17 protein-coding genes are annotated in these 13512 nt (G+C 71.4%); 9 read left to right on the top strand and 8 right to left on the bottom strand.

Translation table 11 applies throughout. The annotated features are described in order from the left end of the window. Positions 1-147 precede the first annotated feature (147 nt). Positions 148-1167 (top strand): TerC family protein, encoded by a 1020-nt coding sequence (locus ACFE8Y_RS17680; protein WP_375465695.1) that lies wholly within the window; start codon positions 148-150, stop codon positions 1165-1167. Positions 1168-1185: 18 nt separating this feature from the next. Here the strand turns inward: ACFE8Y_RS17680 and ACFE8Y_RS17675 are convergent, their stop codons facing one another. The 3 genes from ACFE8Y_RS17675 to ACFE8Y_RS17665 form a co-directional block, all read right to left on the bottom strand. Further along, positions 1186-1938 (bottom strand): N-acetylmuramoyl-L-alanine amidase, encoded by a 753-nt coding sequence (locus tag ACFE8Y_RS17675; RefSeq protein ID WP_375465694.1) that lies wholly within the window; start codon positions 1936-1938, stop codon positions 1186-1188. Continuing rightward, positions 1935-2660, bottom strand: a complete 726-nt coding sequence (locus ACFE8Y_RS17670; RefSeq protein ID WP_375465693.1) for a TerB family tellurite resistance protein — start codon at positions 2658-2660, stop codon at positions 1935-1937. Before ACFE8Y_RS17670 ends, ACFE8Y_RS17675 begins: the two co-directional genes overlap by 4 nt. A 187-nt stretch (positions 2661-2847) precedes the next feature. Beyond that, positions 2848-3117 (bottom strand): hypothetical protein, encoded by a 270-nt coding sequence (locus ACFE8Y_RS17665; protein ID WP_375465692.1) that lies wholly within the window; start codon positions 3115-3117, stop codon positions 2848-2850. Between the two features lie 323 nt (positions 3118-3440). On the opposite strand from ACFE8Y_RS17665, the gene ACFE8Y_RS17660 reads away from it, so the two are divergent. Together ACFE8Y_RS17660 and dusA are read left to right on the top strand one after the other, a co-directional pair. Continuing rightward, positions 3441-3977, top strand: coding sequence for an urease accessory protein UreE (locus tag ACFE8Y_RS17660; protein ID WP_375465691.1), 537 nt, complete (start codon positions 3441-3443; stop codon positions 3975-3977). A gap of 32 nt (positions 3978-4009) precedes the next feature. Continuing rightward, a complete protein-coding gene (gene dusA, locus ACFE8Y_RS17655; protein ID WP_375465690.1) occupies positions 4010-5005 on the top strand; it encodes a tRNA dihydrouridine(20/20a) synthase DusA in 996 nt (331 codons plus the stop codon). 4 nt (positions 5006-5009) lie between these two features. On the opposite strand, the gene ACFE8Y_RS17650 is transcribed toward dusA, so the two are convergent. Genes ACFE8Y_RS17650 through cobS form a run of 3 tightly spaced genes read right to left on the bottom strand, consistent with a single transcriptional unit; the run spans position 5010 to position 6777 of the window. Then, complete coding sequence (locus ACFE8Y_RS17650; protein WP_375465689.1) at positions 5010-5702, bottom strand: TIGR02281 family clan AA aspartic protease; 693 nt, start codon at positions 5700-5702, stop codon at positions 5010-5012. After that, positions 5699-5917, bottom strand: coding sequence for a DUF1289 domain-containing protein (locus ACFE8Y_RS17645; protein ID WP_375465688.1), 219 nt, complete (start codon positions 5915-5917; stop codon positions 5699-5701). Before ACFE8Y_RS17645 ends, ACFE8Y_RS17650 begins: the two co-directional genes overlap by 4 nt. Positions 5918-5955: 38 nt before the next feature. Beyond that, entirely contained in the window at positions 5956-6777 is an 822-nt protein-coding gene (gene cobS, locus ACFE8Y_RS17640; protein WP_375465687.1) for an adenosylcobinamide-GDP ribazoletransferase, read from the bottom strand. Between the two features lie 107 nt (positions 6778-6884). Here cobS and cobT point away from each other — a divergent pair, with 107 nt between their 5' ends. The 3 genes from cobT to queC are packed head-to-tail and all read left to right on the top strand — an operon-like array spanning position 6885 to position 8854. Then, positions 6885-7907 (top strand): nicotinate-nucleotide--dimethylbenzimidazole phosphoribosyltransferase, encoded by a 1023-nt coding sequence (cobT, locus tag ACFE8Y_RS17635; RefSeq protein WP_375465686.1) that lies wholly within the window; start codon positions 6885-6887, stop codon positions 7905-7907. Between the two features lie 4 nt (positions 7908-7911). Continuing rightward, positions 7912-8130, top strand: a complete 219-nt coding sequence (locus ACFE8Y_RS17630) for a 6-pyruvoyl tetrahydropterin synthase family protein (RefSeq protein ID WP_375465685.1) — start codon at positions 7912-7914, stop codon at positions 8128-8130. Continuing rightward, positions 8123-8854 carry a 7-cyano-7-deazaguanine synthase QueC gene (gene queC / locus ACFE8Y_RS17625; RefSeq protein WP_375465684.1) on the top strand — a complete coding sequence of 244 codons (732 nt, stop codon included), beginning with the start codon at positions 8123-8125 and terminating at the stop codon, positions 8852-8854. The genes ACFE8Y_RS17630 and queC overlap by 8 nt, the downstream gene beginning before the upstream one ends. A 22-nt stretch (positions 8855-8876) precedes the next feature. Here queC and ACFE8Y_RS17620 read toward each other — a convergent pair whose 3' ends face one another. Together ACFE8Y_RS17620 and ACFE8Y_RS17615 are read right to left on the bottom strand one after the other, a co-directional pair. Continuing rightward, positions 8877-9962: a methyl-accepting chemotaxis protein gene (locus ACFE8Y_RS17620; protein WP_375465683.1), complete on the bottom strand. Its 1086-nt coding sequence runs from the start codon at positions 9960-9962 to the stop codon at positions 8877-8879. A 224-nt stretch (positions 9963-10186) separates the two neighbouring features. Beyond that, positions 10187-10747, bottom strand: a complete 561-nt coding sequence (locus ACFE8Y_RS17615; protein ID WP_375465682.1) for a TetR/AcrR family transcriptional regulator — start codon at positions 10745-10747, stop codon at positions 10187-10189. Positions 10748-10921: 174 nt separating this feature from the next. Here ACFE8Y_RS17615 and ACFE8Y_RS17610 point away from each other — a divergent pair, with 174 nt between their 5' ends. From ACFE8Y_RS17610 to ACFE8Y_RS17600, 3 genes are read left to right on the top strand one after another with little or no spacing between them, the layout of a single operon-like run. Continuing rightward, on the top strand, positions 10922-11854 hold the full coding sequence (locus ACFE8Y_RS17610; RefSeq protein ID WP_375465681.1) for a quinoprotein relay system zinc metallohydrolase 2: 933 nt from the start codon (positions 10922-10924) through the stop codon (positions 11852-11854). Positions 11855-11892: 38 nt separating this feature from the next. Next, positions 11893-12711 carry a quinoprotein dehydrogenase-associated SoxYZ-like carrier gene (locus ACFE8Y_RS17605; protein ID WP_375465680.1) on the top strand — a complete coding sequence of 273 codons (819 nt, stop codon included), beginning with the start codon at positions 11893-11895 and terminating at the stop codon, positions 12709-12711. Next, a complete protein-coding gene (locus ACFE8Y_RS17600; RefSeq protein WP_375465679.1) occupies positions 12711-13310 on the top strand; it encodes a rhodanese-like domain-containing protein in 600 nt (199 codons plus the stop codon). Before ACFE8Y_RS17605 ends, ACFE8Y_RS17600 begins: the two co-directional genes overlap by 1 nt. The last annotated feature ends 202 nt before the right edge of the window (positions 13311-13512 follow it).

The following is a 13512-nucleotide window of genomic DNA, read 5'->3' as shown; positions in this document are numbered from 1 at the left end:
CTCCGGTCACGCGCGCCCTTGATTCGCCGTGTTCACACCTCTAACTCGCGCCCATCGGCTGCGGGCCCCTCTGGCGGAATGCACCTCCCTTAGCTTCCGTGATGTCGGAGCCGATGCTTTCCTTCGCGCGAAGCATCACGGTCCCGCATGGTCGATCTCCTGTACGTCGAATGGCTCGGCAAGCCGATCTGGATGTGGCTCGGGTTCCACGCCCTGGTCGCGGCGCTGCTGGCCTTCGATCTCGGCCTGCTCCACCGCGACGCGGACCACGAGATCGGCGTCCGGGAGAGCCTCCTGCTGACGGCGTTCTACTTCAGCCTCGGACTCGCCTTCGGCGGATGGATCTGGTGGTACCTCGGGGCTCAGCCCGCCCAGGAATACGTCACCGGCCTCGTGGTCGAGAAGTCGCTGTCGATGGACAACGTCTTCGTCATCGCCGTCATCCTATCGGCCCTGGGCATCCCGCTTTCCGCCCAGCACCGGGTGCTGGTCTGGGGCATCCTGGGCGCCGTGCTGCTGCGCGGCCTGATGATCGGGCTCGGCGCCGCGCTGGTGCATCAGGCCGCCTGGGTGCTGTCGCTGTTTGCCGCCTTCCTGATCTACGCCGGCCTGAAGATGCTGTTTTCCCGGGAGGAGGACGCGGGCGACATCCGGGACAACGCCGCGGTGCGGTGGCTGCGCCGCCGGCTTCGCATCACGCCGGACCTGCACGGTCGGAGCTTCCTGGTGCGCAGAGCCGACCCGACGACCGGCAGGACCGCGCTCTGGCTCACGCCGCTGGCGCTCGCGCTGGTGCTGGTCAACGGCGCCGACGTGATCTTCGCCGTCGACAGCGTGCCGGCGATCTTCGCGATCACCACCGACACCTTCGTGGTCTACACCTCCAACATCTTCGCGATTCTGGGGTTGCGCGCGCTCTACTTCGCGCTGGCCGCCATGGTCGACCGGTTCGCCTACCTGAAGACGGCGCTGGCCTTCATCCTGATCTTCATCGGCACCAAGATCGTCGTGGCCGACACGCTCGGCCTCGTGTCCGTGCCGCCGTGGGTTTCGCTCGCGGTCACGGTGGTCCTGCTGACGATCGGCATCCTCTACAGCCTGTGGCGCACGCGCGGCGACGCGCACGCGGCCGTGGCGCGGGATGCGAACGCGCGGGGACGGGCGTGACGGCCCCGCGCCCGCGCGTCAGGATCGGGGCGGCAGGGCCGCGATCAGGTCGCGCAGCGTGGTGATGGTCGAGGCGTCCGCGATGCCGTCGACACGGACCTGACGGAAGTGGCGCTGGAAGGCGGTGACGACGGCCTGCATCGGGCCATCGAAGGTCCCCGTCACCGGCTGATCGTAGCCGTAGAGCGCCAGCATCGCCTGGAGCGCCGCAATCGGCGGCCCGGAATCACCCGGCGCGAAGAAGCGACCGTCGCGCAACGGGGCCTCGGGCACGAGATGGCCGACGCCCGCGGCGGCCAGCCGCGCCCACGGAAAGGTCTCGCCCGGATCCTCCTTGCGGTCGGGCGCGATGTCGGAGTGCGCCAGCACCCGTTCGGCCGGGATCGACCAGCGCGCGACGAGGTCGCGGGCGAGCGCGATCACCGCCGTCATCTGCGCCTCGGGATAGGGCGGCAGGCCACCGGCATGGCCGGGATGGACGATCTCGACCCCGAGCGAGCGGGAGTTCACGTCCCGCTCGCCGTGCCAGGACGCAAGGCCCGCGTGCCACGCGCGACGGCCCTCCGGCACCATCTGAACCACGGTCCCGTCCTCCAGCACGACGTAGTGGGCCGAGACCTCGGCGATCGGATCGGCGAGGCGCTGCAGGGCCGCTGCCGCGCCGGCCATGCCGGTGTAGTGCAGGATCAGCATGTCCGGCCGCGAGCCGACCCGCTCGCCATGGTTCGGGGAGGGGATGACGCGGCGCGCGACCGGGCTGTCGGGCCTCACGGCAGGCCTCGCTCGGCCGCGATCCGGTCGTGGGCCGCGTTGATCGCTGCGAGCCGCCGGGTGGCAATCGCCACCGCCTCCGGCGGCAGGCCGCGGGCGATCGCCCGGTCGGGGTGGTTCTCGCCGACCAGCGCGCGGTGGCGCGCCTTCACCGCCGCCGCGTCCGCCCCGTGCTCCAGTCCGAGGATCAGGTAGGGATCGTCCGCGAGGCGCACGTGCCGGGCGGCGATGCGGCGGAACCCGCCATCCGTGAAGCCGAAGATCTCGGCCACCGCCCGCAGGTACGCCTCCTCCGCCTCGTGGATCGCCCCGTCGGCGGTGGCGATGTGGAACAGGCCGTCGAGCACGTCCTCGAGCAGCGACGGCTCGTCGTGGAAGGCGTGCGCGAGTTGGCGGGCGTAGGCCTCGAAGCCGCTGGTCGTGGCCTTGGCGAGGTCGAACAGGCGCACGACGCCCGCCCGCTCGGAGGCCTCGACCTGCACCACCTTGCCGAACGCCTCGACCTCGGAGGGCGTCACCACGCCGTCGGACTTCGCCATCTTGGCGGCGAGCGCCACGAGGCCGGTGGTGAACACCACGTCGCGCGGCGTCGGGCCGAACGGGGCGCCCTCGCGGTCGACAAGGTAGTGCCCGGCCACGCCCCCCGCCAGCGCCCCGAGCGGGCCGCCGATCGCCATGCCGAGGCCGACGCCGCCGAGCTTGCCCCAGATCCCCGACGTCATCGGATCGCCGGGCTGGTCTTCGAGGGGATCGGCACGGTCACCGGCGGAGCCTGCTTGGGGATGCCGGCGGGACCATGCCCGCACGGCCACAGGCCGTCGGGATACAGGCTGTCCCCGCAGCACGGAAGGGCCGGTGCGCTCAGGCTCCGACCCTTGGGCCTGCGGCCGATGCGGTCCGCGTGATCGCTCAGCGGCAGTAGATGTCGCCGTAGGCGTCGCGGTAGGTGCCGTAGGGGCAGCGCGGGGCCGTCGAGGCGCCGATGATTGCACCGCTCGCGCCGCCGATCGCGGCACCGGCGAGCGCCCCGCCGGCGCGTCCCGTCGCGGCCCCGCCGATCGCGGCGCCGGCCAGCGCACCGAGGCCGGCGCCGCCCAGCGCGCGGTCCTCGGGGGTGTTGCAGGCGCCGACCGACAGGACGAGGGTGCCCGCGAGCACGGCGGCGATGAGCTTGTTCATGGGTCCGAGACTCCCTTGTGCATCCGGTCCGGCGCTTCGCCGTGGTGACGGCGCGGTTGGAGCTTAGCCGTTTAGGACGGAAAATGCACATCCGACGGTCAAGGTTCCATCCAGGATCGGCAAGGTTCCATTTCAGGGCTGGATCGAGCGTCGGTCATCCGGCGTCGGCGGGCTCCCGCTGATCGCCCCACCACGGGGGTGCTGCGCGCGGAAGCCCCTCGGCACGGGGCGCCGGGCAGGGTAAGAGCCTGCGCAGGCGAAGTCGTCGATGTCACGTAGCAGCGGTCCGGTCCCGCGCGCCGGAACCGCCCTGAGAGGATGCCATGCCGAGAGCCACCACGATCGTCCGCAGGGCCGCAGTCCGCCCCGACGCGGTCATCGACACGATCAGCCTCGACCATGCCGGGCGCCAAGCCGGGTACGGGCACCTCCACACGGCGGGCGGCGTGCACGTCGATCTGGCGCTCGCCAAGGCCGCCGCGCTCGAGGACGGCGACGCCCTGCGCCTCGACGACGGCCGCCTCGTCGCGGTGCGCGCCGCGCCGGAAGCGCTGCTGGAGGTGCGCGCCGAGAACCCCGCCCGCCTGATGCGCCTCGCGTGGCAGCTCGGCGGCAACCACGTTCCGGCCGAGATCGGGGCGGACGTGCTCCACGTCCCGGCCTCGGCCGCCACCGCGGAGCTCGTCCGCGGCCAGGGCTGCACCGCGAGCGCGGTGACGCGGGCGTTCCGCCCCGAGCGCATGGCGCACGATCACAGCACCTGCGGCCACGACCACGCGCACGACCACCACGACCACGCGCATGCCCACGACGATCACGGGCACGGCCATGGGCATGCGCCGCACGGCCACGATCACTGAGGCTTCCCCAACCGCCCAATGAAGCCTCACGCATGACGCCCGAGGATCTGCGCTTCTCCGTCGCTCCGATGATGGACTGGACCGATCGGCACTGCCGGGCGTTCCACCGCACCCTGTCGAAGCGCGCGCGGCTCTACACCGAGATGGTGACCACCGGCGCGGTGCTGCACGGTCCGCGCGCGCGCCTGCTCGGGTTCTCGCGCATCGAGCACCCAGTCGCGGTCCAGCTCGGCGGCTCCGATCCGGCCGACCTCGCCGAGGCCGCACGGATTGCGGAAGGGTTCGGCTACGACGAGGTCAACCTCAACGTCGGCTGTCCGTCCGACCGGGTTCAGGACGGGCGCTTCGGCGCCTGCCTGATGCGCGAGCCCGTCCATGTCGGCACTTGCGTCGCGGCGATGAAGGCGGCGGTGCGGGTGCCGGTGACGGTCAAGTGCCGGCTCGGCGTCGACGACCAGGACCCGGAGGAAGCCCTCGACGCCCTGGCGGACGCCGTGGTCGCGGCCGGCGTCGACGGCCTGATCGTGCATGCGCGGAAGGCTTGGCTCCGGGGTCTCTCGCCCAAGGAGAACCGCGACGTGCCGCCCCTCGACTACGCCCGCGTCGTCCGCCTCAAGCGGGCGCGGCCCGATCTGGCGGTCGCGCTCAACGGCGGCATCGGGACGGTCGCGGACGCCAAGTCCCATCTGGTCAACCTCGACGGGGTGATGATGGGGCGCGCCGCCTATGGCGACCCGGCGGGCCTGATCGCCGTCGATCCGGAGCTGTTCGGGCAAGCCGCGCCGGTCGCGGACGCCTTCGCCGCGGTCGAGGCCTATGGCACTTACGTCGCGGATGCGCTGGCCCGCGGCGAGTGCCTGCACGCGATGACCCGGCACATGCTCGGCCTGTTCAACGGCCGGCCCGGGGCGCGGGCGTTCCGCCGGCACCTCTCGACGGTGGGCACGCGGGACGACGCCGACCTCGCGACGCTGCGCGCGGCGGTGGCGCTGGTATCGCGCGAGGTACCGGAGCGCCGCGCGGCGTGACGCCTCAGCGTCCCCGAAGGATCAGGCGGTCGCCGCGGACCTCGTAGCCGGGAAGCCGCGTCAGGAAGCTCTGCCCGAGCAGGTTGCCGTCGAGCGCCCCCGGCCGGGCGACCAGGGCGGGAACGCGCCGCTCGGTGATCGGACCGATGCCGAGCGCGTCGAGGTAGATCGGAGCGGCGAGCGCCGTGCCGTTGGCGGTGGACACCCGAGCGCTGAACTCGGTCTCGGAGGGCCGGATGCCGAGCGCGACCGCGTTCTCGGCCGTCAGCACCACCGCGCTCGCGCCGGTGTCGAAGGCGAAGGACTGCGTCCGCCCGTTGACCTGCGCGTCGACCCGGAACGCGCCGTCCGCGCGCCGCGTGATGGTGACGGTGCCGCCGGAGCCCACGATGGCCGAACCGGGACGCAGGTTGCCCATCACCCGGTCCCGCACGTCCTGGATCTGGTCGCGGTAGGCGTACCCGACGACGCAGGCGAGGCCGATTCCGACCCAGGCGGAGAGCCCGCGCAGGTTCGCGCCCGGCGCACCGCGGAAGTGGCGCCAGTACCCGGCGACGACCAGGGTCAGGATGGTGCCCATCCATGCCAGGGAGGCGAGCTGATCGGGCTCGATCATGCCGCCGATGCTGCTGCCGTCGGTGAGGACGAGAACCCCAACCACGACGACGAGCGCGCCGAGACCGAGATAGACGCTCATCGCCGAGCCGGTGCCTTCGCCGGCCAGAGAGCGTTCGCGCGCAGCCGTGCTTCGAGCTCCGCCATGACCGCGCGCCGCTCAACATCCGACATCGAGCCCCACAGCGCGATCTCGTCGCCGGTCCGGCCGCAGCCCACGCAGAGGCCGCTTGGTTCGTCGAGCACGCAGACCTTCGTGCAGGGGCTCGAAGGTTTTCTGGAAGAGGGCGCGCTCATCGCGGCCTCATGCCCGGTGGAGGCCGCCGCAATCAAGTCTAGACCACGGTGAGCAGCCCCAGCAGCGCGCCGATCTCGGCCAACTGCTGGCAGGCTCCGACCACGTCTCCGGTCTGCCCGCCGATCTTCGCCCGAGCGATCCGGGTCACGGCCAGGGCGGCGGCGAGCGCCAGCGCCACCATCCCGACGATCCCGAGGAACGGCACGCCGAAGGGCAGGGTCAGCAGCGCCAGGATCAGGCCCGAGCCCACCGCGACGGCGAGCGTCGCCGTGCCCGGGCGACCGACCGCGGCCGAGAGGCCCTCGGGGCGGACAGGACGCAGCATCACCATCGGTGCCAGCGCCGCCACGCGGGAAAGAACCGCAGCCAGGACCATCGCGACCGCGGCGGCGATGCCGGTGCGGTCGAGCAGCGTCGCCAGCGCACCGATCCTGAGCGCCAGGGCGAGCACCAGCGCGACGCCGCCGTAGGCGCCGATCCGGCTGTCTCGCATGATCTCCAGCCTGCGCTCCGGTGTCGCGCCTCCGCCGAAGCCGTCGGCCACGTCGGCGAGCCCGTCCTCGTGCAGGGCGCCGGTCAGCAGCACCCCGACCGCGACGGCCAGCGTCGCGGCGACGAACGGGCCGAGGCCGATCCGCCAGCCGGCGATCAGGATCAGGGCCGGGGGAAGCGCAAGGATCAGCCCGGCGAGCGGCAGCATCCGCGGAGCGGTCCGGAAGTCCGGTGCCGCGTGCGGCTCGGGCTCGCCGAGCAGGCGCGGCACCGGCAGGCGCGAGTAGAACCGCAGGCACGCGGCCAGATCGTGCAGCAGGCCGCGTCCCGGCCAGTCGGCCTCGCCGCCCAACGGTTCGCCCGCCATCGTCCCAGCCTTCACCCTTGCCCGCACGACGACTATAGCTCGCCGCGGAACGGTGCCCGCACCCGGTTGGCGGTCGCCCACACGATTTCTTCGGACGCCCCGACACGATGACCGACGACAGCCCGTTCGCGGATATCCGCCGCCTGATCGAGACCATGCCCGGACCGGACCGTGACGCGACCGAGGCGATCGCCCGGCGCGAGGCGAGCCTGACCAAGCCCGCGGGCGCGCTCGGGCGGCTGGAGCACCTCGTCGCATGGCTCGGCGCGTGGCAGGGCAAGGCGATGCCGACGCTGGACCGGCCGCTCGTCTGCGTCTTCGCCGGCAGCCACGGGGTCACGCGGCGCGGCGTCTCCGCCTACCCCGACGCGGTCAACCGGCAAATGCTCGACAACTTCGCCGCGGGCGGGGCCGCGATCAACCAGATCTGCGCCGCCTACGGCCTCGGCTTCAAGGTGTTCGACCTCGCCATCGACCTGCCGACCGGCGACATCGCCGAGGGGCCGGCCCTCGACGAGAAGGCCTGCGTCGCGACGATGGCCTTCGGCATGGAGGCGGTCGCGGCCGGCACCGACTGCGTCGGCATCGGCGAGATGGGGATCGGCAACACCACGATCGCCGCGGCGCTCTACGCGGCGCTGCTGGGCGGCGAGGCGGCCCACTGGGTCGGGCGCGGCACCGGCGTCGACGCGGCCGGGCTCGCGCGCAAGGTCGCGGCGGTGGAGGCGGCCCTGGATCACCACGCCGGCCACCTCGACGATCCGCTCGAGGTGCTGCGCCGCCTCGGCGGACGCGAGGTGGCGGCGATGGCCGGCGCGATCCTCGCCGCCCGGCTCCAGCGGGTGCCGGTGGTGCTCGACGGCTACGCCGCCACCGCGGCGGCCGCCGTGCTGCACGCGATCGACCCGCACGCCCTCGACCACTGCCTCGCGGGGCACGTCTCCGCCGAGGGCGTCCACGCCGAGGTGCTTGAGCGCTTAGGGCTCGTGCCGCTGCTGGCGCTGGGCATGCGGCTGGGCGAGGGCTCGGGCGCCGGGATGGCGATCGGCGTGCTGAAGGGCGCGCTCGGTTGCCACCGCGACATGGCGACCTTCGCGCAGGCCGGCGTGTCCGGGCGGACCGACGGGTAAGCGCATGAAGATCACGCAGGCCTTCACCGTTGAGGCGGTCCACCGCCTGCCGAACGTGCCCGAGGCCCACCACGGCCTCAACGAGGTCGAGGGGTTGGACACTCCGACCGCCGAGACCATCGCGGCCTGGATCTGGCACCGCGCGAAGGGCGGCCTGCGGGGCCTTTGCGCCGTGACCGTGTTCGAGACGCCGATGTCCTGGGCGGAGTTCGCGGGTGACTGACGGGCGCGCCCTCGTCCTGTTCTCGGGCGGGCAGGATTCCGCCACCTGCCTCGCCTGGGCGCTCGACCGGTTCGCGCACGTCGAGACCCTGGGCTTCGATTACGGCCAGCGCCACCGGATCGAGCTCGACGGCCGGACGACGCTTCGCAACGGGCTGATCCGGATCGAGCCGGCCTGGATGCCGCGCCTCGGCGAGGACCACACGCTTGCCCTCGATGCGCTGGGACAGGTCTCCGAGACGGCGCTGACCCGGGAGAGCGCGATCGGCTTCGAGGCGAATGGGCTGCCTAACACCTTCGTGCCGGGTCGCAACCTCGTCTTCCTCACCTTCGCCGCCGCGCTCGCCTACCGGCGGGACTTGCGCCACATCGTCGGCGGCATGTGCGAGACCGACTATTCCGGCTATCCGGATTGCCGCGACGACACCATCAAGGCGCTGCAGGTGGCGCTCAACCTCGGCATAGCGCGGCGCTTCGTGCTGCACACCCCGCTGATGTGGCTCGACAAGGCCGAGACGTGGCGCTTGGCCGAGACCCTCGGCGGGCGGGCGCTCGTCGACCTGATCGTCGAGGACAGCCACACCTGCTACCTCGGCGAGCGCGGGCAGCGCCACGCCTGGGGCTACGGCTGCGGCACCTGTCCGGCCTGCGCGCTGCGGGCTGCCGGCTACGCGCGGTTCATCACGGGGGAACCGGGGGTGTCCGACCCGCGCGGCGCGGCGTAGTCCGCCGCCGCCCGCGGATGTCTCACCCGGCGGCCTGAACGATCATCCCGTACCATCCGAGCCCGCGGTAGGTCTCGTAGCCGGGCGTGCGGTGGAAGGCCGTGACGCCCCCCTTCGCGTCCCGCTCGGCGCCGCTGGCGAGTTCCTTCGGATCGACGGCCAGGGTCTCGCTGAGCGCACCGCGATCGTCCGAGGCCGCCAGGACGCGCCGGTTCGCATCCACGAGCAGGACCCGCGTGCGCGCACGATCCTCCGGCGCGACCCGCACGCCCGCCACGATCGCCCGCGCCTGCGGCTCCCAGTCGAAGTGGATCGCGAGGACGCCGCAGGACGGCCCGTCGACCCGGCCGCCCTCGCGGATGCTCGCGCAGTAGGTGGCCACCTGCGCATCGCCGAGGCGCTTCTCCCGCCGCACATTGGCGGACACGTAGTCGTCCCCGCTGCGCAGGGCGGCCGCCTCCCGGAACCACGGTTCGTCCGCGACGCTCCGGCCGAGCACCCCCGGGTAGCGGTCAGGCCTGCCGGTCGCCAGGACGATGCCGTTGCGGTCGCACAGCCAGAGATCCAGGTAGACCGTGTAGGCGGAGAGGATGACGCCCAGCCGCTCGCAGGCGTAGGCCGCCGCCGCGTCGCCCGGTTCGGCCGCGCAGGCGACCACCGCCGCGTCGGTCGCCCACCAGCGCACGTCGCAGGTCCGCTCGTAGAGGTTGCGGTCGATGAGTTCGACGGCGTTCAGGGCGAGGTCGACCAAGCGCGCGTCCTGGGCCTGAACGGCCATCGCGCTCACCGCGTTCTGCAACTCGACGATGCGCCCGGAGAGCTGCGTCTCCAGTTCGCGCGCCAGAGCCTCGATCTCGGCTCCGATCCCCCGGACCTCCTGGGCCACCACCGAGAAGCCGCGTCCGTGCTCGCCTGCGCGGGCGGCCTCGATGAGCGCGTTGAGCGCGAGTATCTTCGCCCGGGCGGTGATCTGCTGGATGCGGCCGATCTTCTCCTGCGCGACCCGGTTCACCCCGGCCGTCAGCGCCGAGATCGTCGGCAGGGTGGGAGCTGCGTCCTCCGTGCGGCTCGGGGACGAGCCGCGGATTTTCAAGGCGGCGGTGCTCATGAGGCTCAGCTCTGGGTGAGGCGGCAAATTGAGTGGCCAAGCTGAAAGAACAAGCTCAACAATCTCCTAATTCTCCGCCTGAGAAGCCTCATCTCAAGATGTTGAGAAGCGAGATAGGGAGGCACGAAGATAAGTTCAGCCGTGGCCTGCGCATCGCCCATCCTGTACAATCGAGGATTGCCGGTGATGCGACGGCTCCTCCGTCCGGTCCGTCGCGGGTCGGCTCAGCGCAGGCTGTCGGCCAATGCTCTCAGCGTCCCCTCGAACGCCTTCGGTCCACCGAGCATGCGCTCCATGAGCAGCGCCCCCTCCAGCGTCGCGACGACGAAGCGCGCGTGGGACGCGGGCTCGATCTCGGCGCGGATGCTGCCGTCGGCCTGGCCCGCGCGGAGAACCCGATCGAGCCAGCCGAGATGTCCCTCGAAGAACCCGACGACGTCGCGGCGCAGGCGTTCGGGCAGGGCATCGCCCTCCGTCGCGAGCGCCGCGCAGAGGCAGCCGAGGCCCTGCTCGACGCCGCCGAGATACAGCCGTCCGTAGGCCTCGATCCGGTCGATGCCCGCCGGGTGGGCGACCAGGATCGCTGCGAGCGCCGCATCGTAGCGCGCCGCGTAAGTTCCAATGAGGGCCGCGCCGAGATCCGCCTTCGTCCGGAAATGATGATGGATGCTCGCCTTGCGGATGCCGACCGCTCCGGCGAGGTCGGCGTAGCTGAAGCCGGAATAGCCCCGGCTCCGCACCAGCGTCTCGGCCTGCATCAGCAACTCGGCGCGGGTGTCTCGCATCGTCGTCGAAAACCTGCGGAGGGATCGTGCGCCGAGGGGAGCGCGTTTCCCGCTTTGCCACTTGACGGCACTAAAATCTACCTACTAGATGGTTGGAAGAATAGTTCCGGGAGGTTTCGGCATGGCGGAAGCAGAGTGCTGCCAGGATGGCGCCGTTCCGACGGGTGCCGTGGCGTGAGCACGGTTCTCTCCCGCCGGGCAGCCTTGTTCGGGGGCTTCTGCCTGTGCTGCCTGCCGCGGCTCGGCTTCTCGGCCGAGGCCTTCACCATGGAGGAGGTCGGTCCGGGCATCTTCATGCGTCGCGGACCGAACGCCGAGGCGGCGCCTGAGAACAACGATGCCATCGCCAACACCGGCTTCATCGTCGGCCGCGACGGCGTGCTGGTGACGGAGACCGGCGGGAGCCGCGCCGACGGCGAGTGGCTGCGCGCGGAGATCGTGAAGCGGACCGACAGGCCGATCCGCCACGTGGTGCTCACCCACGTCCACCCGGACCACTGCTTCGGCGCCTCCGCCTTCGCGGCCGACCAACCCAACATCATCGGCCACGCACGGCTGCGCGAGGCGCTCGACGCACGTGGAGCCTATTACCGGCAGCGGCTCGCCGACATCCTCGGCGCCGACAAGGCCGGGCCCGTCGTCTACCCGACCCAGGCCGTGACGGACGGGGCCGAGATCGATCTCGGCGACCGCACGCTGCGCTTCACCGCGCACGGGCCGGCCCACACCGCCTGCGACCTGTCGATGACTGACAGCGCCAGCGGCCTGTTGTTTCCCGCCGACCTGCTGTTCGTCGGCCGCATCCCCTCGCTCGACGGCAACCTGAACGGCTGGCTCAGAGAGGCGGACAGGCTCAAGGCGTCCGGCGCGTCCCGTGCGGTGCCCGGCCACGGACCGGTCAGCGTCGACCTCGCGCCCGCGCTCGCGGACATGACGCGCTACCTGACGACGTTGCGCGACGAGACCCGCGCCATGATCGCCGCCGACGGCTCGATCGAGAAGGCGGTGAAGACCGTCGCGCAGTCGGAGCGCGGCAAGTGGGATCTGTTCGACAGCTACAACGGCCGCAACGTCACCGTGGCCTACAAGGAACTCGAGTGGGAATGAGCTCACGGATGATTTATCTTGCTATGCGGAGGAACGACATGAAGACGCTCACCTCGCTCGGTCTCGGCCTGATCCTGTCGACCGCCATCCTCGCGGGCCCCGCCCGCGCCGCTGGCGCGTCGGACAGTGACGCCGAGCGCGCAGCCCGTTGGAAGGAGATTGCCCAGTTGGTGTTCGGCGACCGCAAGATCGAGGCGACCGACAGCCTGATCAAGGTCGATGCGCCCGCCCGCGCCCTGGACGCGGCGCTGGTGCCGATCACCCTGACCATGCCGGAGAAGGACCGGATCAAGGCAGTGCACTTCGTGATCGACGACAATCCGTCCCCTTACGCCGCACACTTCGTCTTCGGTCCGGCCGCGGACCCGGGCGAACTGCAGCTCCGTGTGCGGGTGAACAACTACACCAACGTTCACGCCGTCGCCGAGACCCCAGAGGGCGGGCTCTACGAGGCGACCAAGTTCGTGAAGGCATCGGGCGGCTGCTCCGCGCCGATGGGCATGAGCGACGAGGAGGCGATGAAGGGCATGGGCGACATGCGGATGAAGTTTTCCGGCGAGGCGCAGCCCGGAAAGCCGGTGGAGGCCACCCTGATGATCCGCCACCCGAACTTCTCGGGCATGCAGATGAACCAAGTGACCCGCGACTACACGCCCGCGCGCTACATCAACAAGCTCGTCGTCACCGCGGGCGACAAGACCGTCTTCACCATGGACGGCGACATCTCCATCGCCTCGAACCCGGTGATCAACTTCGGCCTTCGTCCCGAGCCGGGCAAGCCGATCACCGTGGCGGCGTCGGACAGCCAGGGCGGCTACTGGGAGCGCAGCTTCAGCGCGCCGACGCCGAGCAACTGATGGGCACCGCGATCACCGATCGGCTCCTGCGCGCAGGCGCCGCATTCCTGGCAGCCGGCCTCCTCGCGGGTGCGGCACCGGCCGATTCGCCGGTGAACGTGCCCGAGCCCGACGGGCTGCACGAGGGTCCGCAGGCGGGCTACACGCCCAAGATCCTTCAGGGCGCCGTCGTCCTCGACATCGACGGCCTCGACGCATTGATGGCTCAGCACCCGGTGCTGATCGACGTGGCGGTGGCCGACAGGAAGCCCGCAGGCTTTCCGGAGAACCGGCCATGGCTGCCGGCGCACCGCTCGGTGCCGGGCGCGGTCTGGATGCCGGATGCCGGCGCCGCGCCGCTCGACCCCGTCCGCGAGGCCTTGTTCCTCAAGCGCGTGGAGGCGCTGACCGGCGGCGACAAGGCCCGGCCCGTCATCACCTTCTGTCATCCCGATTGCTGGGGAAGCTGGAACGCCGGCAAGCGCCTCGTGCGCGCGGGCTACGCGGCGGTGCACTGGTTTCCCGAGGGCATCGAGGGCTGGCAGGACCGGCACGAGACCGCTGTGATCCGTCAGGACCCGGCCTGGGCCGCCAAGCCGGCGGGCGAGGCGGAACGCTAGAGCATTTTCCATGATCCTCGGATCACGAAAAATGCTCGATCTTCTTATGTCGTCGCATCTTCTTCACGCGAGCCGGCAACCACCTCGCTGGAAAACGCTCTAAGGCACGCTCCGCGACGAACTGACCGGGTGGCCTCAGAGCGCCTGATAATACCAACGGCGGGCTACACTGACACGTTTGCCCAATCGCGTGCGGCGATGG

The organism is uncultured Methylobacterium sp., assembly GCF_964242245.1.
In the GTDB taxonomy this organism is placed as follows: Bacteria; Pseudomonadota; Alphaproteobacteria; order Rhizobiales; family Beijerinckiaceae; genus Methylobacterium.
Note: the sequence above shows the minus strand (reverse complement) of the source record. Positions and strands in the feature narration are given on the sequence as shown.